21 protein-coding genes are annotated in these 18,907 nt (G+C 64.4%); 7 read left to right on the forward strand and 14 right to left on the reverse strand.

Features of this window, described 5'->3' with window-relative positions:
• Window positions 1-38: 38 nt before the first annotated feature.
• Window positions 39-851, reverse strand: coding sequence for a Crp/Fnr family transcriptional regulator (locus tag P6U29_RS01710; RefSeq protein WP_407116045.1), 813 nt, complete (start codon window positions 849-851; stop codon window positions 39-41).
• 793 nt (window positions 852-1,644) lie between these two features.
• On the opposite strand from P6U29_RS01710, the gene P6U29_RS01715 reads away from it, so the two are divergent.
• Window positions 1,645-3,126 carry a tetratricopeptide repeat protein gene (locus P6U29_RS01715; protein ID WP_407116046.1) on the forward strand — a complete coding sequence of 494 codons (1,482 nt, stop codon included), beginning with the start codon at window positions 1,645-1,647 and terminating at the stop codon, window positions 3,124-3,126.
• 134 nt (window positions 3,127-3,260) lie between these two features.
• On the opposite strand, the gene P6U29_RS01720 is transcribed toward P6U29_RS01715, so the two are convergent.
• From P6U29_RS01720 to P6U29_RS01730, 3 genes are all read right to left on the reverse strand, one after another.
• The gene (locus tag P6U29_RS01720; protein WP_407116047.1) at window positions 3,261-4,046 is read right to left on the reverse strand and encodes a hypothetical protein; all 786 of its coding nucleotides are present in this window, start codon (window positions 4,044-4,046) and stop codon (window positions 3,261-3,263) included.
• A gap of 79 nt (window positions 4,047-4,125) precedes the next feature.
• Window positions 4,126-4,731: a 3-isopropylmalate dehydratase small subunit gene (leuD, locus tag P6U29_RS01725; protein WP_407116048.1), complete on the reverse strand. Its 606-nt coding sequence runs from the start codon at window positions 4,729-4,731 to the stop codon at window positions 4,126-4,128.
• Window positions 4,732-5,009: 278 nt separating this feature from the next.
• Window positions 5,010-5,408, reverse strand: coding sequence for a metallopeptidase family protein (locus tag P6U29_RS01730; RefSeq protein ID WP_407116049.1), 399 nt, complete (start codon window positions 5,406-5,408; stop codon window positions 5,010-5,012).
• A 156-nt stretch (window positions 5,409-5,564) separates the two neighbouring features.
• Between P6U29_RS01730 and P6U29_RS01735 the strand changes: the two genes are divergently transcribed.
• Together P6U29_RS01735 and P6U29_RS01740 are read left to right on the forward strand one after the other, a co-directional pair.
• Entirely contained in the window at window positions 5,565-5,846 is a 282-nt protein-coding gene (locus P6U29_RS01735) for a hypothetical protein (protein ID WP_167407270.1), read from the forward strand.
• A 52-nt stretch (window positions 5,847-5,898) separates the two neighbouring features.
• Window positions 5,899-6,165 carry a hypothetical protein gene (locus P6U29_RS01740; protein ID WP_407116050.1) on the forward strand — a complete coding sequence of 89 codons (267 nt, stop codon included), beginning with the start codon at window positions 5,899-5,901 and terminating at the stop codon, window positions 6,163-6,165.
• On the opposite strand, the gene P6U29_RS01745 is transcribed toward P6U29_RS01740, so the two are convergent.
• Window positions 6,162-6,461: a DUF1330 domain-containing protein gene (locus P6U29_RS01745; protein WP_407116051.1), complete on the reverse strand. Its 300-nt coding sequence runs from the start codon at window positions 6,459-6,461 to the stop codon at window positions 6,162-6,164. The genes P6U29_RS01740 and P6U29_RS01745 overlap by 4 nt on opposite strands.
• A gap of 177 nt (window positions 6,462-6,638) precedes the next feature.
• On the opposite strand from P6U29_RS01745, the gene P6U29_RS01750 reads away from it, so the two are divergent.
• Window positions 6,639-7,205, forward strand: a complete 567-nt coding sequence (locus tag P6U29_RS01750) for a hypothetical protein (protein WP_407116052.1) — start codon at window positions 6,639-6,641, stop codon at window positions 7,203-7,205.
• A gap of 138 nt (window positions 7,206-7,343) precedes the next feature.
• Here P6U29_RS01750 and P6U29_RS01755 read toward each other — a convergent pair whose 3' ends face one another.
• The 7 genes from P6U29_RS01755 to ffh form a co-directional block, all read right to left on the reverse strand.
• Entirely contained in the window at window positions 7,344-7,547 is a 204-nt protein-coding gene (locus P6U29_RS01755) for a hypothetical protein (protein ID WP_407116053.1), read from the reverse strand.
• Between the two features lie 94 nt (window positions 7,548-7,641).
• Window positions 7,642-9,048, reverse strand: a complete 1,407-nt coding sequence (leuC, locus tag P6U29_RS01760; RefSeq protein ID WP_407116054.1) for a 3-isopropylmalate dehydratase large subunit — start codon at window positions 9,046-9,048, stop codon at window positions 7,642-7,644.
• 325 nt (window positions 9,049-9,373) lie between these two features.
• The gene (gene rplS, locus P6U29_RS01765) at window positions 9,374-9,754 is read right to left on the reverse strand and encodes a 50S ribosomal protein L19 (RefSeq protein WP_027573014.1); all 381 of its coding nucleotides are present in this window, start codon (window positions 9,752-9,754) and stop codon (window positions 9,374-9,376) included.
• Between the two features lie 109 nt (window positions 9,755-9,863).
• A complete protein-coding gene (gene trmD, locus P6U29_RS01770) occupies window positions 9,864-10,619 on the reverse strand; it encodes a tRNA (guanosine(37)-N1)-methyltransferase TrmD (protein ID WP_407116055.1) in 756 nt (251 codons plus the stop codon).
• Window positions 10,620-10,746: 127 nt separating this feature from the next.
• Entirely contained in the window at window positions 10,747-11,304 is a 558-nt protein-coding gene (gene rimM, locus P6U29_RS01775) for a ribosome maturation factor RimM (protein ID WP_407116056.1), read from the reverse strand.
• Window positions 11,305-11,313: 9 nt separating this feature from the next.
• Window positions 11,314-11,646 (reverse strand): 30S ribosomal protein S16, encoded by a 333-nt coding sequence (gene rpsP, locus P6U29_RS01780; protein WP_028133302.1) that lies wholly within the window; start codon window positions 11,644-11,646, stop codon window positions 11,314-11,316.
• Window positions 11,647-11,732: 86 nt separating this feature from the next.
• Window positions 11,733-13,280 (reverse strand): signal recognition particle protein, encoded by a 1,548-nt coding sequence (gene ffh / locus P6U29_RS01785; protein ID WP_407116057.1) that lies wholly within the window; start codon window positions 13,278-13,280, stop codon window positions 11,733-11,735.
• A gap of 459 nt (window positions 13,281-13,739) precedes the next feature.
• Here ffh and P6U29_RS01790 point away from each other — a divergent pair, with 459 nt between their 5' ends.
• Complete coding sequence (locus P6U29_RS01790; protein ID WP_407116058.1) at window positions 13,740-14,804, forward strand: MBL fold metallo-hydrolase; 1,065 nt, start codon at window positions 13,740-13,742, stop codon at window positions 14,802-14,804.
• A 163-nt stretch (window positions 14,805-14,967) separates the two neighbouring features.
• On the opposite strand, the gene P6U29_RS01795 is transcribed toward P6U29_RS01790, so the two are convergent.
• Together P6U29_RS01795 and P6U29_RS01800 are read right to left on the reverse strand one after the other, a co-directional pair.
• Window positions 14,968-15,672: an SIMPL domain-containing protein gene (locus P6U29_RS01795; protein WP_407116059.1), complete on the reverse strand. Its 705-nt coding sequence runs from the start codon at window positions 15,670-15,672 to the stop codon at window positions 14,968-14,970.
• Between the two features lie 5 nt (window positions 15,673-15,677).
• The gene (locus tag P6U29_RS01800; protein ID WP_407116060.1) at window positions 15,678-16,469 is read right to left on the reverse strand and encodes a GyrI-like domain-containing protein; all 792 of its coding nucleotides are present in this window, start codon (window positions 16,467-16,469) and stop codon (window positions 15,678-15,680) included.
• A 227-nt stretch (window positions 16,470-16,696) separates the two neighbouring features.
• On the opposite strand from P6U29_RS01800, the gene dapF reads away from it, so the two are divergent.
• Both dapF and mtaB read left to right on the forward strand, forming a co-directional pair.
• Window positions 16,697-17,572, forward strand: a complete 876-nt coding sequence (gene dapF / locus P6U29_RS01805) for a diaminopimelate epimerase (RefSeq protein WP_407116061.1) — start codon at window positions 16,697-16,699, stop codon at window positions 17,570-17,572.
• The gene (mtaB, locus tag P6U29_RS01810) at window positions 17,572-18,825 is read left to right on the forward strand and encodes a tRNA (N(6)-L-threonylcarbamoyladenosine(37)-C(2))-methylthiotransferase MtaB (RefSeq protein WP_407116062.1); all 1,254 of its coding nucleotides are present in this window, start codon (window positions 17,572-17,574) and stop codon (window positions 18,823-18,825) included. Before dapF ends, mtaB begins: the two co-directional genes overlap by 1 nt.
• The last annotated feature ends 82 nt before the right edge of the window (window positions 18,826-18,907 follow it).

Raw genomic sequence — 18,907 nt, forward strand, 5'->3', positions numbered from 1 at the left:
GCGAGCTCCGTGGCCGCGCGCCAAGCAGGTTTTGCTTTCTATCGTCCCGCCCGCGAAACGGCTTTGAATTCACCGCCTGCTCCGTGGGAGGCGGCGATGGCGCTTTGCTGGAACGGCGTATCGGCAGGCTGCGGCGCTGCCAATTCCTGGCAATACATCCGATCGATCTTGCGCTGCATGAGTGCATAGCAATCGCATGCGATCCTCTCGAGCCGCGTCCGATGGATCTCGACAAACCCGCGCCGCTCGGACGGGATGGCGCCGGCCTCGCGTAGCTTGCTCATCGTCAAAGTCACTGTCGTCCGCCGCACCCCAACCAGTTGCGCCATCGCCTCCTGCGTCACCGGAAGCAGGTCCTCGGGAACGCGGTCGTGAAGCTGCAGGAGCCACCGCGCCATGCGGCCATCTACCCGGTGCAGCGCGTTGCAAGCGGCGACGTGCTGGAGCTGCAATAACACGGCGCGGGCGTGGACCTGCACGACATTCCTGATGGCTGCGCTTTGCGCATAGGCAGCGCGAAATTTGGCGGCGGAAATCACCGATGCAGTGCCGGTTATGCGGGCAATCGCGGTCACGGATGAAGGCGACGGGCCGAGCACCGAGAACGAGGCCAAGGCGCCCTCTCGTCCCATCAAGGTGGTCGCGACCGTTTGCCCGTCCGGCATATCCAGCATGAAGGCGATTGCGCCGCTATGGGGAAAATAGACCGGGTCGAGCTCATCGCCCGATCGCACCAGGACGGCATCGGGTTCGAACGAGACCTTCTGGAAGTGAGGCGTGAGCAAACCGAGATCAGCCGGCGGCAGCGCCGCCAATAGCCGATTCCCGATGCCCTTGCGATAGGCGGTCACGGTGTCCTCCGGTGGACGGGCACCCAATGAACGACGGTCTCCATCTGTTTTAACTGCCATGATTATCCGAAATACGAATTGTTGAACGGCAATGATCCAAACAGAGCCAATAGTCGAGATCAAGCACGGACAATTGCGGTGACATCTCCGGCATTCTCACCGTGCAAACAGGATGTTGCATACATCATACTATTGACGCCCGTCGCCATCCGGCGAGCTGCTGCATCCTCGGCAGCTCGGAGAGGAACGTTCTGGCCCTCTCTTCCTTCAGGAAGAAGAGAACCCGTGCGACACGGCGAGCATTGAGCTTCGCCCGGTTCTGGCAGCTTGTGCCGGTGCCGGAGGATGTAGAGCCATCAACCAAGCGCAAAAAGGCCTCGCAGCCTGCCGTCAGAAGGGAAAGTACCGCCGAGCCGCGCGCTCCGGGTGCTGTCGGCGGAGCGAGCATGGAAGAGCGCTATCTGGCCTGCAAAAAGCTCGTGAAGGGATTTGCCCGGCGCTAGGCTTGCGCGCGAACTGACGTGATCTAGCGTCGGCGAGGGACCGGCCGCGAAACCATTGATCGAGGCAGACAACGCGTCAGCGCGGCGCGAGGTCGGCGCGGTCGAAGGGCTGAAGAGAGATCCTGCGCCGGATATCCGCAGTGCGCGGATTTCCCGTGAGTATTGATAAGCCGCTGGCCTGGTGCGCCAGGATTCCCGTAATTTAGATCACACAGCCCGGCGGGTTGCTCCGATAAGCTTGCGTCGTTTTGATACTGCTTCCGTCCCCCGTAATGGCGTGTGAGCTTCGTATGCTTCGTAAGTTTTTCTACTGCCTCGCAATTCTTGTTCTCGCCGGCCCTGCAGCCGCTATTGACCGCGTCAAAGGCGACGGGAACCCCGCCATTGCCGCCGCGTCGGAGGCAATCCGGCGAGATCCCAAGGACGCGAATGCGTACTACAACCGCGGCAATGCCTATGCCGCGAGCGGCGATACGGACCGTGCCATAGCGGACTACACCGCGGCGATACGGCTCGATCCGGCACATGCGAACGCGTACTACAATCGGGGTAACGGTTACAGCAACAAGGGCGACACGGAGCGCGCCATCGCGGACTACACGGCGACGATCCGGATCGATCCGGCCTATGCGAACGCCTACTACAACCGGGGCAATGCCCACAGCAACAAGGGCAACAGCGATCGGGCCATCGCCGACTACACCGAGGCAGTGCGCCTGCAGCCCACGAACGCCAACGCTTATTTCAATCGCGGCAACGCCTACGGCAACAAAGGCGACACGGACCGCGCTATCGCGGATTACAGCGAAGCGATACGCGTGGATCCCGCTTACGCGAACGCTTATGTCAATCGCGGTTTGGCCTACGAGAAGCGCGGCGATTTCGCCAAGGCGAGGGCCGACTTCAACACCACGCTCGGATTGGCGCATGGCGCCACAAGATGGGCGCTGGATAAGGCGCGCGAGCGGCTTGCGGTCCTGCCTGCGCCGCGGCCAGCCACGGTATTGGTCGAGAAGAAAAGTGCTGCCCCGGCCGTCGTGGCGTCCGAGGCGCCGAGTGCTGAGCGTCGCATCGCCCTTGTCATCGGCAATTCGGCCTATGAAAATGTCGCCGCACTGCCGAACCCCGTCCGCGACGCAAGTCTCGTCGCCGACGTGCTGAGACTCACCGGGTTCGAAGCCGTGACCCTGCTGACCAATCTGCGCAAGGATGCGTTGGTGAGCGCTCTGCGCGAGTTTGCTGCACGTGCAGAAACGGCGGACTGGGCCGTTGTCTATTATGCCGGACATGGCATGGAGGTCGGCGGGGTCAACTATCTCATTCCGACGGACGCCAAGATCGCGGCGGATCGTGAGATCGGGTTTGAAGCCGTGCCGGTCGATCAGGTTCTCAATGCGGCAGAGCGCGCCAGGAAGCTGCGCCTCGTCATCCTCGATGCCTGCCGTGACAACCCGTTCGCGGCCCAGATGAAGCGCACGATGACGGTGGCGTCGCGCTCGGTGTCGCGAGGTCTGGCGCCTGTCGAGCCGGAGGCGGGCACGCTGGTGGTCTATGCCGCCAAGGACGGCGAGACCGCGCTCGACGGTGACGGGGTCAACAGTCCGTTCGCGGCCGCCTTCGTCAAGAATCTTCCGACGCCGGGCCTCGAAGTCCGCAGGCTGTTCGATTTCGTTCGCGACGATGTCATGGAAGCGACCGGCCGCAGGCAGAAGCCGTTCAGCTACGGCTCAATCTCCGGACGGCAGGACTTCTACTTCGTGGCTGCCAAGTGACTTCGTAAGAGGTGCAATTCAACGCGGCGCGAGGTCGGCGCGATTGAGCGCCTCATTGGGAGTCTCTCTGCGGAGACACCCTCTCCCAACCCTCTCCCGCAAGCGGGAGAGGGAGCGCACCTTCGATGCGGACGCTAGCCGAACCGCTCTGCCGCCCACGCGTACAGGCTACCGGGGATCGGCTTCTCGCCGCCGCGGCCCTTGGGCGAGATGTGCAGGCCGATGATCTCGGGGTTGGTGACGAGGCTGAGATAGCTCGAGGGATCGAAGAACAGTCTTGGCTCGGCATGCACGGCGTAGAACGACTGCTTCGGCAATGCGTTCTGCAGCTCACCGGTGCGGCGCGCCAGCGCGGTGAGCGCCGCGGGCCCGTAGATCGCGACGCGAATGTCCGAGAGCCGGTTCGAGCCGCCGCGCAGGCGGCGCATCATGAAGGTGATACGATGACGCACGGACAGCCAGTTCGGCGTCAGCTCCTCCTGCTCCATCAGCTCTTCGAAGGCGGCAACGATGCCGTGCTCGGGCGGCAGATAGAGCACGGAATTGCCGAGCTGGCGCGGCCGCTCCCAGGCGAAATACGGTTTTGCCGGATCGATCGCGACGGGCTTCAAGAGCAGCACGTCGGCATCGAGCCAGAGGCCTAGGCCCTTCGCCATCAGCTTCATGCGGAAGAAATCGCTGAACTGCAGCGTGGTCCAGTCGCGCCAGCTGCCGTCCGGCTGCGGTGGCCGCAATCGCTCGGAGAACGCGTGCGGCAGGATCGCCTCGGCCTCGGCATTTGCGATGCCCGCCGGCAGGCCCGGAATGGTGTCGAAGCTGTAGACCGTGACCTTGTGGCCGGCAGCGAGCTGCGAGCGCAGACAGGTCTGGCGCAGCGCATCCATCGGGCCATGCCAGAAGGTGACGATCTCGGGGAGCATGCGCGAGCTATACGGGATGAGCAGGGCAAAGAAAAAGCCCCGGCGCTGACAGCACCGGGGCTCGAATGAAAATCTGAGATCAGGCCCAGGCGCGCTCGCGCTTGAGTTTGTCCTCGTAGCTGTCGATCGAGGCCTTCTTCTCCATGGTGAGGCCGATATCGTCGAGACCGTTCATCAGGCAGTGCTTGCGGAACGGGTCGATCTCGAACTTGACCTTGCCGCCGTCGGGGCCGCGGATCTCCTGGTTCGGCAGGTCGATCGTCAGCGTCGCGTTGGCGCCGCGCTCGGCGTCGTCGAACAGCTTGTCGAGGTCTTCCTGCGAAACGCGGATCGGCAGAATGCCGTTCTTGAAGCAGTTGTTGTAGAAGATGTCGCCGAACGAGGTCGAGATCACACAGCGGATGCCGAAGTCGAGCAGCGCCCAGGGCGCGTGCTCGCGGCTCGAGCCGCAGCCGAAATTGTCGCCGGCAACCAGCACCTTCGCGTTGCGATAGGCGGGCTGGTTGAGGACGAAATCCGGGTTCTCGCTGCCGTCGTCCTTGTAGCGCTGCTCGGAGAAGAGCCCCTTGCCAAGGCCGGTGCGCTTGATGGTCTTGAGGTACTGCTTCGGAATGATCATGTCGGTGTCGACATTGATGATCTTCAGCGGCGCCGCGACGCCTTCCAGCGTGGTGAACTTGTCCATGGTTGCGCTTTCCCGGATGGGTCTAGGGGAACAGGTGTTTATCGCGATCGGGGCGGGAATCCTAGGCCGAATTGGGCAGGGCTCATCTGCTTTGTGATTTTGAGGTGAGCTGGTGCGGCATCGGCACTCGACCTCTCCCGCGTGCGGGAGAGGTCGCGCCGGAGGCGCGGGTGAGGGCTCTCTCCTCTGGGGAGTGTCCCGTTGTGGAGACACCCTCTCCCCAACCCTCCCCCGCAAGCGGGGGAGGGAGCGCACTGCCGTTGCGGCTCGATCCCGCTCTACTCTGCCTTGGCCTCGATCGCGGCCATATCATCGTCCGACAGACCAAAATGATGGCCGATCTCGTGGATCAGGACGTGGCGGACGATATGGCCGAGGCTTTCGTCGTGCTCGGCCCAATAATCCAGGATCGGCCGGCGGTAGAGCCAGACCATGTTGGGCAGCCGCGCCACGTCGCCAAGACTCTGCTGCGGCAAGCCGACGCCCTGGAACAGGCCGAGCAGGTCGAACTCGCTCTCGCAGTCCATCTCGTCCAGGACCTCCTCGGTCGGGAAGTCGTCGACGCGGACAATCACGCCCTCGCAGAGCTTGCGAAATTCGCCCGGCAGGCGCTCGAACACATCGTGAGCCATCGCTTCCATCTCGGCCAGCGAGGGCGCTTTCAATTCCGTCCACATGCATCCCTCTTAGCGCGGGTTCCGCGGCGATGCATCTGGCATTATAAGCGCGGCGAGGTTGACGGGCGCCGTTAAAACGGGGAGCGTGGGGCCGTCAATGGGACGTTTCAGGTGGGCGGAAAAATGCGAGCGAAAACAGCGCTGACGCTACTGTGCATGGGGTTGTTTTCGCAGTTTTGCGTCGGCGCGGAAGCCCAGACTGCCGGCCCCGAGATTCGCCTCGCCCAGGCGGTTCCGCCTGACGATATGCCCCCGCCACGCAAGCGACCCCCGGCGCGCCTGCGCGTCACGCCCTATTACAGCCCCGACGGCGTCTATCCACGCTACAATCCCGGCCCCGACGCAGTCCGCGTGTGCAACGCGACCTATGTGCAGGAGTACCGGCCGAGCGGCACGGTGATCGTGCCGCGCGTGAGCTGCTACTGGCGCCGGGGCTGACCAGTTCAATGTCTGCGCCAGCGAACAGCGCGGTGGCCTCGTGAGGGTTGTGATGGCGCGATGGATTGCATTGGCTATTGCCGTCGTGTTCTCCGCCGGCGTGCCTAGCGCTTCTGCGGCGCGAAGGGCGACCGTGCCGGAGGCCTCGGCGGGGATCGCGGTTTTCGATGTGCGACGACACGCGCGAACCCACGACATGGTGCGGCCTGCTGCACGCCGTGATCCACGCTATTACGCGCGGCCCGTCTACTACCGTCCCTATCCCTACGGCGTGCCGGCACCTTTCGTGTTCGGCTACGGGCCGTTCTGGACGCGCTAGCCCGCGGGCGTAAATCCTCTGACCAGCAGCACGGTCGCCTGCGCGCCGGCTTTCCGATCACGCGAGATCTCTTCGTACTCGGGCGAGTTCGAGAAGGCGAGGAATGTGGCCTCATCGGGAAACGACATCATGACAATCTTGTCATGCGGCCATGCGCCTTCGAGCACGCGCGGATGTTCGTCGGCGGCGAGCAGCCGCCCGTTGTATTTTCTGAACACGTCGAAGAACCGCGCCTGATAGCGGTCATATGCCGCGCGTTCCGTCATCTTCAATTGCGCAATCGCGTAGACAGTCATCTGCAAAATTCCTTCCCATAGCGGCACTGCGTCGCATCGCGGAGCCCAGTGTCGTTCATTCATGGCGCGTTCACATCGCTATCCGCAATTTAATCTTGGGAGCGACCGTAATTGAACAGCGATGGCGCGGCCGAGACGTCGCGTCCAGCTCTGCTGTCCAGATTCAGGGAGGACTCCATGCTGAGGATGTTGGGTCGTCGGGCTCGCCCGATGCGCGTGCTCGGGATCGCGGCCGCCGCGACGCTGATGCTGTCGGCCGGCACCGCGTGGCGCGCTGAAGCACTCACCTTGATCAATCCGGCGACGTCACCCGCGACGAAGGCTGCGACCGACGATCTCGTCACGCAGGTTCGTCACGGCGGCGGCGGACATGGTGGCGGCTTTCATGGAGGAGGTTTTCGCGGCGGTGGCTTCCATGGCGGAAGACATATCGGCGGTTTCCGCGGTGGTGGATTCCATGGCGGTCATATTGGTGGCTTCCGTGCCGCGCCTGCTTTCCGCGGTCATGTCGGCGGCTATCGCTATGGCGGTTTCCGGTACGGCGGCTATGGCGGCTATCACCGGCACTGGGCCCATCACCGTCCGCACTTCGGCTATCGGCACTTCCATCGTCGCTATTATGTCGGTGGCTATTATCCCTACTACCACTATCCGCGCCGCTGCCGGATCATCTGGACCTATTACGGCCCGCGCCGCGTCTGCCGCTGGCCCCGCTGGCACTATCCGTACCGGTACTATTGGTGATGTGAGTTAGGGCCGTCATTCCGGGGCGATGCGCAGCATCGAACTATGGTGCGTAATCGCGCACCTGAGAATCTCGAGATTCCGGGTCTGGCGCTCACGCGCCATCCCGGAATGACGTCGGTGTTGGATGGCCTAAAGTCAATCCTTCAGCTTCCAAGACGAAGCCCTCCACCGCATCAGGTTCTCGAGCTTCCACTGCCGAAACATCGCCGGCGGCCACCGGCTGAGCTTCGAGGTCTCCTCGACCTCGGGCTTGGCGACGATGCGAAGCGGCGTCGCGCGCCGCCGGTGCTGGCGCGTCGCTTCGCTGATCAGGTCGACATATTCAGGCTTGTTGGCCATGGCTTGCGTCCTCGCGAGATCGTCGCGAAGACGCAGTGTCGTTGTGGGCGCTTAACGGCGTTTTGCCGCGATCGCTACAATTGCAGGAATTGGCTTAGCGCCAGTCCCTGACATCGACGAAGTGACCCGCGATCGCCGCTGCCGCCGCCATCGCCGGCGACACCAGATGCGTGCGGCCCTTGAAGCCCTGGCGGCCCTCGAAGTTGCGGTTCGAGGTCGAGGCGCAGCGCTCTTCCGGCTTCAGCTTGTCCGGGTTCATCGCAAGGCACATCGAGCAGCCCGGCTCGCGCCATTCGAACCCGGCCTTGATGAAGATCTTGTCCAGACCTTCAGCCTCGGCCTGCTCCTTCACGATGCCGGAGCCCGGCACGACCATGGCGTTGACGTTCGCTGAAACGGTCTTGCCTTCAGCAATCTTCGCCGCCGCGCGTAAGTCTTCGATGCGGCCGTTGGTGCAGGAGCCGATGAAGACGCGGTCGAGCTTGATGTCGGTGATCTTCGTGCCTGCGGTCAGGCCCATGTATTTCAGCGCGCGATGCTTGGAGATGCGCTTGGCCTCGTCCTCGATCTTGTCGGGGTCAGGCACGATGCCGGTCACCGAGATGACGTCTTCAGGCGAGGTGCCCCAGGTCACGATCGGCGGCAATTTTGCAGCATCGAGGCGCAGCTCGTGATCGAAATGCGCGCCTTCGTCGGAGCGCAGCTTCTCCCAGTAGCGCATTGCCGCATCCCAGGCCGCGCCCTTCGGCGACTTCGGCCGGTCGCGCAGGAAGTCGAAAGCCTTCTGGTCGGGCGCGACCAGGCCGGCGCGGGCGCCGCCTTCGATCGACATGTTACAGACCGTCATGCGGCCTTCCATCGAGAGCGCCCGGATCGCTTCGCCCGCATATTCCAGCACGTAGCCGGTGCCGCCCGCGGTGCCGATCTCGCCGATGATGGCGAGGATGATGTCCTTGCCGGTCACGCCGTCAGGCAATTTGCCGTCGACGGTGACGCGCATGTTCTTCGCCTTCTTCTGGATCAGCGTCTGCGTCGCCAGCACGTGCTCGACCTCGGACGTGCCGATGCCGTGCGCGAGCGCGCCGAACGCGCCATGCGTCGAGGTGTGGCTGTCACCGCAGACGATGGTGGTGCCGGGCAGCGTAAAGCCCTGCTCGGGGCCAATGACGTGGACGATGCCCTGGCGCTTGTCGAACTCGTTGTAATATTCGATGCCGAATTCCCTGGCGTTCTCCGCCAGCGCCTTGATCTGCTCGATGCTCTCAGGATCCGGATTCGGCATGGTGCGGTCGGTGGTCGGCACGTTGTGGTCGACGACGGCGAGCGTCTTCTCGGGGGCATGGACCTTCCGCCCCGTTGCGCGCAGGCCTTCGAACGCCTGCGGCGAGGTCACCTCGTGCACCAGGTGGCGATCGATATAGAGCAGGCAGGTGCCGTCCTCGGCTTCGTGCACCAGATGGTCGTTCCAGATCTTGTCGTACAGGGTGGTCGGCTTGGACATGAGCTTCAGCTCCGGGAATGTTGTGTAAGCGGATAGCGCGCCCTGGCGCGCGGGCAACAAAATCGTCAGCGCAGCTTTTAGGCTGCGCGCGTAAGCTCTGATGTTGCCGAGGTCGCGAAGCGTCCGAAGAACCGGCCAGGCAGCCGCGAGCGATCATCGATGACGATGCGCTGGACGGGAGCGAAGCTGGTCAGATCTGGAAACATTCTAGGAATATATAGCAGGCCGATTTGGAAGCGCGAGTAGTTTGACGCGCACGGCAGACGCAACAAAAAAGCGCGGAGCCGAGCCCCGCGCTTTCGAAAAACTCGCCTGGTGGCGAAGCTTACTCGCCGACGGCAGCAGCGCGGTCCTGCTTCTCGACGATGCGGGCCGACTTGCCGCGGAGATTGCGGAGGTAATAGAGCTTGGCGCGACGCACCTTGCCGCGGCGCACCACCTTGATCGAGTCGATCATCGGCGACATCACGGGGAACACGCGCTCCACGCCCTCGCCATAGGAGATCTTGCGGACGGTGAAGCTCTCGTTGAGACCGCCGCCCGAACGGCCGATGCAGACGCCCTCATAGGCCTGCACGCGGGTGCGGTCGCCTTCGACGACCTTCACGTTGACGATCACGGTGTCGCCGGGGCCGAATTCCGGGATGTCCTTGCCGGCGGACAGCTTGTCGAATTGCTCTTGTTCGAGCTGCTTGATCAGGTTCATGGGTAAATCTCCATCGGCGCGCCCAGCCTTTAAAACGGGGGCTGCGCGAAATTCGTCTATCCAGCCATTGCGGATTTGGCCGCTCCTATAAGGCAAGCCGGAGCGTTTGTCACCCGTCTGTCTTGTTTTTTGGCGTTTTTTGGCGGCCGGCCCGATTCGGGGCCTTGACTGGGATTTGAGCCCATAAATCCGGCCGTCGGGCCGCCGTCAGGGTCTCGGATTCGGCCCGCCGCCAGGCCGCCACCTTGGCGTGGTCGCCCGAGGTGAGGACGGCAGGGATCGGAACCCCCTCGAACAGCTGCGGGCGGGTGTATTGAGGATATTCGAGCAGTCCGTCAGAGAAGCTTTCCTCGGTTCCCGAGGCCTCCTTGCCCATGACGCCCGGCAGGAGCCGCACACAGGCGTCGATCAGGGCCAGGGCCGCGATTTCACCCCCGGACAGGACGTAATCGCCGATCGAGACCTCCTCTAGGCCGCGCCCATCGATCACCCGCTGGTCCACCCCCTCGAACCGTCCGCAGACGATCAGGGGCCCGGGGCCCTGGGCGAGCTCGGCCACCCGGGCCTGGGTCAACGGCCGACCACGCGGGCTCATCAGCAGGCGCGGCCGCTCAGGCCCGATCTCCGCGGCATCGATGGCGGCGGCCAGAACGTCCGCCCGCAGCACCATGCCCGGGCCGCCGCCGGCCGGGGTGTCATCGACGCTGCGGTGGCGATCGGTGGCTGAGGCCCGTATATCGCGCGCCTCGAGCTGCCACAGCCCGGCGGCCAGCGCCCGGCCGGCTAGGCTCACGCCGAGCGGTCCCGGAAACATCTCCGGAAACAGCGTCAGCACCGTCGCGCGCCAAGGTGAGGGATTGGTCATTCGATCTCAGTTCTCGTCGTCCCGGATAAGTGCGCCTCAAGCGCGCGCAGATCAGGGACCCATAACCACCGCAGCCAGTTTTGCGATGGTTGGAGCCTCCAGCTTAGCCAAAAACCACGGCTTGTGGTTATGGGTCCCCGCTTTCGCGGGGTCGACTCGGAGCGAGAGCTTCGTCCCCGTCGTCGCCCTCGATCTCCTGCGGCAGCGCGATCACGACGCGTCCGCCCTTGACGTCGACCTCCGGCACCACCGCGTTGGAGAACGGCAGCAGCATCGTCGCGCCCTTGAGGGGCGCGATCTCGATGATGTCGCCGGCGCCGAAATTATGGATCGCGAGCACGCGGCCGAGCGGCTCACCATCCGTGGTGACGGCGGCGAGTCCGATCAGATCGGTGTGGTAATATTCGTCCTCGTCCGTCGCGGGCAGCTTTTCGCGCGGAACGTAGAGCTCGATACCGTTGAGGCGCTCGGCTTCATCGCGGGTCGTGACGTCCTTGAACGTCGCGACCAGATGATCTTTCGCCTCGCGCGCCGTTGCGACCTCGAACTGGCGCTTGCCGTCCTTGGACAGCAGCGGCCCGTAGCGCCTGATGGCAAACGGATCTTCGGTGAAGGTCCATAGCTTGACCGCACCGCGCACACCATGCGCGGCGCCGATCCGCGCGACGCAGACCAGCGCCGACATGTCTTAGCCTTAGCCCTTGGCGGCGGCTTCGGCCTGCGCCTTGCGCTCCTTGCGCGGCACGGCCTTCTCAGGGTTGTTGCGCGCTTCGCGCTTCTTGACGCCGGCAGCGTCGAGGAAACGCGCCACGCGGTCCGACGGCTGCGCGCCCTTGGCGAGCCAGGCCTTCACCTTCTCCATGTCGAGCTTGAGGCGGGTCTCGTTGTCCTTCGGCAGCAGTGGATTGAAATAGCCGAGACGCTCGATGAAGCGGCCATCGCGCGGAAAGCGCGAGTCGGCAACGACGACGTGATAGACGGGACGCTTCTTGGTGCCTGCGCGAGCGAGGCGGATAACGACGGACATTCAGTTCTCCTTCAAAGTACGTTTTGTTCGGTTGATTGGTATTCCGCGTCACGTGAGGCCTGTTGCGATCCCCCGCGACGAATTCCTCATTTCTTCTTGCCCGGAAAACCGCCGAGGCCCGGCAGCGTTGGCTTGCCGCTCAGCCCGGTCAGACCAGGAAGGTTCGGCAGGCCGGTGCGAAGACCAGGCGGCAGATCCTTCGGCAGGTTGGGCAGGCCTTGTCCGCCGCCGCTCTGCATCTTCTCCTGCAGCGCCTTCATCTCTTCCGGCGAGGGCATCTTCATGCCGCCGCCAAAGCCCATCGCCTGCGCGATGCCGGCGAGCGGGCCGCGCTTGCCCGAGCCCATGGCCTTCATCACGTCGGCCATGTTCCGGTGCATCTTCAAGAGCTTGTTGACGTGCTCGACGCTCTGGCCGCTGCCGGCGGCGATGCGCTTCTTGCGGCTGGCCTTGAGCAGGTCCGGATGACGGCGCTCCTCGCGCGTCATGGAATCGATGATCGCGACCTGGCGCTTCAGGATCTTGTCGTCGATGCCGGCCGCGGCGATCTGGTTCTTCATCTTGGAGATGCCGGGCATCATGCCCATCAGCCCGCTGATGCCGCCCATGTTGGACATCTGCAACAGCTGCTCGCGCATGTCGTTGAGGTCGAACTGACCCTTGCGCATGCGCTCGGCGGTGCGCGCGGCCTTCTCGGCATCGATGTTGGCGGCGGCACGCTCTACCAGCGAGACCACGTCACCCATGCCGAGAATGCGGCCGGCGATACGATCAGGATGGAAGTCCTCTAGCGCATCGGTCTTTTCGCCGGTGCCGATCAGCTTGATCGGCTTGCCGGTGACCGCGCGCATCGACAGCGCGGCGCCGCCGCGGCCGTCGCCGTCGACGCGGGTCAGCACGATGCCGGTGAGGCCCACGCGCTGATCGAACGAGCGCGCGAGGTTCACGGCGTCCTGGCCGGTGAGCGAGTCCGCAACCAGCAGCACTTCGTGCGGATTGGCTGCGGTTTTGATCGCCGCCGCCTCCGCCATCATCTCTTCGTCGAGCGTGGTGCGGCCGGCGGTGTCGAGCAGCACGATGTCGTAGCCGCCGAGCTTGCCGGCTTCCAGCGCGCGCTTGGCAATCTGCGGCGGCTGCTGCCCCGCCACGATCGGCAGGGTCGGAATGTCGAGGTCGCGGCCGAGCACGGCCAGCTGCTCCATCGCCGCCGGACGGTAGACGTCGAGCGAGGCCATCAGCACCTTGCGCTTGTCGCGCTGGACCAGACGGCGGGCGAGCTTGGCAGTGGTGGTGGTCTTACCGGAGCCCTGCAGACCAACCATCATGATCGGCACCGGCGGCACGGCATTGACGTCGATGCTCTGGCCTTCGGCGCCGAGCGTGTTGATCAGCTCGTCATGGACGATCTTGACCACCATCTGGCCGGGGGTGACCGATTTGACGACGGTGGCGCCGATCGCCTGCTCGCGGACGCGTTCGGTGAAGCTGCGCACCACCTCGAGCGCGACGTCGGCCTCGAGCAGCGCGCGGCGCACTTCGCGCATCGCGGCGTCGACGTCCTTTTCGGTCAGCGCACCGCGCCCCGTCAGACGATCGAGAATGCCACCAAGCCGTTCCGACAGATTGTCGAACAATGCCGTTGTCCTGTTGCTGTCCCCCCGAATGGGAGGAGCGCTCCGTTGCTCTCCGCTGTCATGCCCCGGCTTGACCAGGGCATCCAGTACGCCGCGGCTTCTCGGTTCTCGCCAAGCCGCCTCTGGAATACTGGATCGCCCGAGCAAGTCGGGCGATGACCACTTCCTTGGATAAGCAATCTTCCAAACACCTTTGCGCCCGAGGGCGCACAGCGCTGTCGGGCGTTGACCTCCGGCCTCAAGGGCCGGTCGGCGGGTCGAAAAGAAAGCCTTTCCGAGAAAGTGGCGGGGTTAAACGCCGCTCACGCCCAAAAGTCAAGGAAAGTTAGGGTGCCGGCGTGCCTTTGGTAGGGCAAGATACTGAAAATGTGACCCTTTTGGCGACGGGTTCCTTTTCCGCCAGGCCGGCCCATATAGCCGGGGATGCCTTACCGTCCCGATCATCTCTGGTAGCCTGCCGTGCCGGTCACCCGCCGCCGCCTACTCGGACTGCTTGCCGGAGCCGGTGCTCTGGTCGGCGTCCCCTCCTTCTGGATGTCCAGCATGAAAACCTATGACGGCCCCGCCTCCGACCATTTCAACGGCTTGCACTTCTTCGATCCGGACGGGGCGCCGCCGAAATCGCTTCGAGAGGTTCTGCGCTGGCAGTTCGGCGGCGGTCGGCAGCGCGCGAAATGGCCGGACTGGGCTCCCAGTCCCCATGCCGACACCCCGCCGGAGTGTGTCGACGGTGACAAGGTGCGGCTCTCCTTCGTCGGCCACGCCAGCTGGCTGATCCAAACGGGCGGTCTCAACATCCTCATCGATCCTGTCTGGTCGATGCGGGTCTCGCCGGTCGCGTGGGCCGGACCGAAGCGGCACAACGATCCCGGCATCGCCTTTGAGAAGCTGCCGAAGATCGATGTCGTGCTGGTCTCGCACGGGCACTACGATCATCTGGATATCGCGACGCTGTCGCGGCTCACCAAGAATTTCGCTCCGCGCGTGGTCACCCCGCTCGGCAACGACGTCACGATGCGCAGCGCCGATCCCACCATCAAGGTCGAAGCGTTCGACTGGCACGACCGTGTCGAACTCGGCGAAGGCGTCGCCGTGCATCTGGTGCCGACCCGGCACTGGACCGCGCGCGGCCTGTTCGACCGCAACAAGGCGCTGTGGGCGAGTTTCGTATTGGAGACGCCGGCCGGCAAGATCTACGTCGTCTGCGATTCCGGCTATGGCGATGGCAGGTACTTCCGCCGTGTCGCTGAGAAGCACGGGCCCCTCCGTCTTGCGATTCTTCCGATCGGTGCCTACGAGCCGCGCTGGTTCATGCGTGACCAGCACATGAATCCCGAAGACGCCGTGAAGGCGCTGGCCGATTGCGGCGCCGAGGCCGCGCTCGGGCATCACCACGGCACGTTCCAGCTCACCGACGAAGCAATCGACGCGCCAGCCAAGGCGCTGGTCGAGGCCCTCGATGTCGCGAAGATTCCGCAGGAGCGGTTCGTTGCGATGCAGCCCGGACAGGTGGTGGAGATTTAGGTCTCTCCGCACACACCTCTCGTGCCCCGGACGCAGCGCAGCGTCTGTTCGACGATGCGCTGCTGAGCCGGGGCCTATGCGGCCATGCTGTACCGTGCAGCCTTTCGGGGTCCCGGCTCTGCGCAGCAGCGTTTCACGCTGCAGCGCGTCCGGGGCACGAGGCTTACTGCTCTTTCGGCTTGATCGCCCAGCTCACATTCACCGTCACCGACAGCGTCTCCTCACCCGGCGCGACGGCAGCCGGCGCAGCCATCGGGGCCGTCGCCATCCGCGCCTTGAACAGCGGCACTGGGGCGCCGCCCTCCGACACATTGAGCGGCGCGCCCAGCGTGACTCCGGTGGCCTTGGCGTAGATCTCCGCCTTGCGGCGGGCGTCCGCCACCGCCTGCTCGCGAGCGTCGTCGAGCAGCTTTGACGCCTGCGTCACCTCGAACGAGATATTGCCAATGTCGTTGGCGCCGGCGCTGACCAGCGTGTCGATGATGCCGGCCACCTTGGTCACGTCGCGAATCTTCACGGTGACGCGATTGCTCGCGCGGAAGCCGACCACGGGCGAGGCGCCGGTGGATTTATTCTGGCCGTATTGCGGCTGCAGCGACAGGCGCGAGGTCTGATAATCCTTCTCGGCGATCCCTGCGCCCTTCAGCGCCAGCAGCACCTTGCCCATCGCGGCGTTGTTGGCATCGGAGGCTTCCTTCGCCGTCTTGGCGTCGTTGGCGACGCCGGCATCGATGTGCGCGAGATCGGTCGCCGCGGAAATCATGGCCTCGCCGCTCACCGTAATGGCGGACGGAAAATCGTCGGCGCGTGCGGGGGCGGTCAGCAGGGCGGTGGCGAAAACGGCGGCGAGTAGGGAAGGCTTTTGCATCAGTCTCACTTCAGCGGCACGAAAACATTGATCACGAGCTTGTCCTCCGCCGTCTTCAGGGGATCGGTGAGGTACTCCTCGATGAAGGTGTCCTTGGCTTCCAGCTTCTTGTCGTCGAGGTGATTGGTGATCGCCTCATAGGTGTTGTCCATGTTGTCGTAGGAGCCGCGATGGACGAATTTCAGCGCCTTGCCTTCAGGCGATTTGCCGATGCTCATGTCCTTGGGCAGGTTCTTGGGATCCTGCTCGACCGGGATCTCGGCAAGGAAGGTGAAGCCGGTGTCGTCGGTCGAGGTGTAGACGATCATCGAATTGCCTGTTGGCTTGATGCCTTGCTTGTCCAAGAGCGTGTTCAGGGCCTTGAAGGCGTCGATCAGCGTGTCGAAGGCGGAGTCCCAATTGGCCGTGCCCTTGACCATCACGACCTTCTTGGCCTCGAGCATGGTATCGAGGCCAAAGGGATCGGCGGTCTGCACCGGGGCAGGAGTGGCGGCCGCGGCGGGCGGTGGAGCCGTCGGGCTGGGTGAGGCACTGGCCGCGGGTGAGGGCGCTGCTGAAGGAGCGGGGGAGGCGCTGGCCGCTGGCGAGGGTGTCGCCAAGGGGGCAGGTACGGGTGCCGGCGAGGCGCTTGCCGCCGGGGCGGGCGAGGCCGCCGGGGCCGGCGAGGGGCTGACCGACGCGGCAGGCGCCGGGTTCGGGGTTTGCGCCAGAACCTCGGGCAGGCCCAATGACAGGCCAAGCGACAAGACCGCTGCCGGGATCAGCGCGGCCAGAGCGAGACGACGAAACCCAATCATTTTATTCTCCCCAAGACCTTGGGCACCAAGACCTTGCCCACCAAGGCCTAAATCCGGCTTTAGCCCGGCCGCGCGTCCCGGTTCGCGCGAACCGCGCCGTTCTAACACGCGAGCGCTGAATTCGTCCCATGACAGATGCGTCATGGCAGACGTCTCGGCACCGGCGCAAATCTCTGGCCAAGCGGCCGAGGATCGCCATATAAGGCAGGCGAAATTCGGGAATTTTCATGAGCGCGCTGGCCAACCACGCATTTGCCAAGATGAACGGCATCGGCAACGAGATCGTCGTTGTCGACATGCGCGATTCCGCAGGCCGGGTGACGCCGGACGATGCTCGCGCGGTGGCGTCGGCGCAGGGCGGCGTGCCCTACGATCAGCTCATGGTCCTGCAGAAGCCGCGGCTCGACGGCACCGAGGCCTTCATCAGCATCTACAATAACGACGGCTCCGAGGCAGGCGCCTGCGGCAACGGCATGCGCTGCGTGGTCCGCCGCATCTTCGAGAAGACCGGGCAGGCTACCGCGACGTTCGAGACCACCGCGGGCCTGCTCAATGCATGGCAAGGTCCAGCGGCCGATCTCTACACGGTCGACATGGGCGCGCCAAAGTTCGGCTGGCAGGACATTCCGCTGGCGGAAGAGTTTCGCGATACCCGCTACATCGAATTGCAGATCGGGCCGATCGACAATCCGATCCTGCATTCGCCCTCCGTCGTGAGCATGGGCAATCCGCATGCGGTGTTCTGGGTCGAGGACGTCAACGCCTATGATCTCGGCCGCTTCGGTCCGCTCTTGGAAAATCATCCGATCTTCCCGGAGCGCGCCAACATCACTCTCGCCCATATCGTCGACCGCGAGCACATCACGATCCGCACCTGGGAGCGCGGCGCAGGCCTGACCAAGGCGTGCGGTTCGGCGGCCTGTGCCACGGCCGTCGCCGCCGCGCGGCTGAAGCGCGCCGAGCGCAAGGTCGAGATCACATTGCCCGGCGGCAAGCTCGGCATCGAATGGCGCGAGCGCGACGACCATGTGCTGATGACGGGCACCGCGACCTTGGAATACGAGGGCACCTTCGATCCGGCGCTGTTCGCGCCGGTCGCCTGATGGCCATCGACATCGTCACCTTCGGCTGCCGCCTCAACGCCTTCGAGGCCGAGGTGATCCGCAGCAAAGCGGAGGGCGCAGGCCTTTCCGATACCATCGTCATCAACAGCTGCGCCGTCACCAACGAGGCGGTGGCGCAGGCGCGCCAGTCGATCCGCAAATTGAAGCGAGAGCGGCCCGGTGCGCGCATCGTCGTCACCGGCTGCGCGGCGCAGACGCAAAGCCAGATGTTCGCCGACATGGCCGAGGTCGATCGCGTCGTCGGCAATGACGACAAGATGCGTTCGTCTGCATGGCAGGAGACGCGCAACGCTTTCGATCTTGGTGCCAGCGAGAAGATCGCCGTCAGCGACATCATGGCTATCAGGGAGATGGCGCCGCATCTCGTCGAAGGCTATGCCAGCGGTCTGCCGCGCGTGTTCGTGCAGGTGCAGAACGGCTGCGATCATCGCTGCACTTTCTGCATCATCCCGTTCGGCCGCGGCAATTCGCGCTCGGTGCCGATGGGCGCAGTGGTCGAGCAGGTGCGGGCGCTGGTCGAACGCGGCCATGCCGAGATCGTGCTGACCGGCGTCGATCTCACCAGCTATGGCACCGACCTGCCCGGCGCGCCGAAGCTCGGCATGTTGACCAAGCAGATCCTGCGGCATGTACCGGAGCTGAAGCGCCTGCGCATCTCGTCGATCGATTCGATTGAGGCCGATAGCGATCTGCTCGATGCCATCGCCGATGATGCGCGCCTGATGCCGCATCTGCACCTGTCGCTACAGTCCGGCGACGATATGATTCTGAAGCGCATGAAGCGGCGGCATTCGCGCCAGGACGCCATCGCGTTCTGCGACCAGGTCCGCCGGCTGCGCCCGGACGTCGCCTTCGGCGCCGACATCATCGCGGGCTTCCCGACCGAGACCGAGGAGATGTTTTCGCGCTCGCTCGATCTGGTCGAAGAATGTGGCCTGACCTTCCTGCACGTCTTCCCCTACTCCCCGCGTCCCGGCACACCGGCCGCGCGGATGCCGCAGGTTGCGGGGGCAGCGATCAAGGCGCGTGCGAAACGGCTGCGGGCCGCCGGCGAAGTGGCACTGCGGCGGCGGCTGCAAGCCGAAGTGGGCGCGACGCGCGATGTGCTGATCGAGAGCGACGGGCAGGGCCGCACGGAGCACTATCTGCCGGTGGCTATCGCGGGCAAGCGGGTGGGAAGTGTTGTGCGGCTGAGGATCGCCGGCAGTGACGGCGGGCGGCTGACCATATAGGTAGCTGCTTTCTTCCCTTCTCCCCTTGTTGTGGGAGAAGGTGGCGCGAAGCGCCGGATGAGGGGTTGTCTCCGCGCACTCG

Source organism: Bradyrhizobium sp. LMG 9283, assembly GCF_045571415.1.
Classification (GTDB): Bacteria; Pseudomonadota; Alphaproteobacteria; order Rhizobiales; family Xanthobacteraceae; genus Bradyrhizobium.

Coding starts and splice junctions, on each gene's coding strand:
- dapF (WP_407116061.1), top strand. CDS start 16,697: ATGAGCGCGCTGGCCAACCACGCATTTGCCAAGATGAACGGCATCGGC.
- leuC (WP_407116054.1), bottom strand. CDS start 9,048: ATGTCCAAGCCGACCACCCTGTACGACAAGATCTGGAACGACCATCTG.
- P6U29_RS01735 (WP_167407270.1), top strand. CDS start 5,565: ATGGGGTTGTTTTCGCAGTTTTGCGTCGGCGCGGAAGCCCAGACTGCC.
- P6U29_RS01720 (WP_407116047.1), bottom strand. CDS start 4,046: ATGCTCCCCGAGATCGTCACCTTCTGGCATGGCCCGATGGATGCGCTG.
- rpsP (WP_028133302.1), bottom strand. CDS start 11,646: ATGTCCGTCGTTATCCGCCTCGCTCGCGCAGGCACCAAGAAGCGTCCC.
- P6U29_RS01745 (WP_407116051.1), bottom strand. CDS start 6,461: ATGACTGTCTACGCGATTGCGCAATTGAAGATGACGGAACGCGCGGCA.
- rplS (WP_027573014.1), bottom strand. CDS start 9,754: ATGAACCTGATCAAGCAGCTCGAACAAGAGCAATTCGACAAGCTGTCC.
- P6U29_RS01755 (WP_407116053.1), bottom strand. CDS start 7,547: ATGGCCAACAAGCCTGAATATGTCGACCTGATCAGCGAAGCGACGCGC.
- P6U29_RS01800 (WP_407116060.1), bottom strand. CDS start 16,469: ATGATTGGGTTTCGTCGTCTCGCTCTGGCCGCGCTGATCCCGGCAGCG.
- P6U29_RS01750 (WP_407116052.1), top strand. CDS start 6,639: ATGCTGAGGATGTTGGGTCGTCGGGCTCGCCCGATGCGCGTGCTCGGG.
- rimM (WP_407116056.1), bottom strand. CDS start 11,304: ATGTCGGCGCTGGTCTGCGTCGCGCGGATCGGCGCCGCGCATGGTGTG.
- trmD (WP_407116055.1), bottom strand. CDS start 10,619: ATGACCAATCCCTCACCTTGGCGCGCGACGGTGCTGACGCTGTTTCCG.
- P6U29_RS01730 (WP_407116049.1), bottom strand. CDS start 5,408: ATGTGGACGGAATTGAAAGCGCCCTCGCTGGCCGAGATGGAAGCGATG.
- P6U29_RS01740 (WP_407116050.1), top strand. CDS start 5,899: ATGGCGCGATGGATTGCATTGGCTATTGCCGTCGTGTTCTCCGCCGGC.
- P6U29_RS01795 (WP_407116059.1), bottom strand. CDS start 15,672: ATGCAAAAGCCTTCCCTACTCGCCGCCGTTTTCGCCACCGCCCTGCTG.
- leuD (WP_407116048.1), bottom strand. CDS start 4,731: ATGGACAAGTTCACCACGCTGGAAGGCGTCGCGGCGCCGCTGAAGATC.
- P6U29_RS01715 (WP_407116046.1), top strand. CDS start 1,645: ATGCTTCGTAAGTTTTTCTACTGCCTCGCAATTCTTGTTCTCGCCGGC.
- mtaB (WP_407116062.1), top strand. CDS start 17,572: ATGGCCATCGACATCGTCACCTTCGGCTGCCGCCTCAACGCCTTCGAG.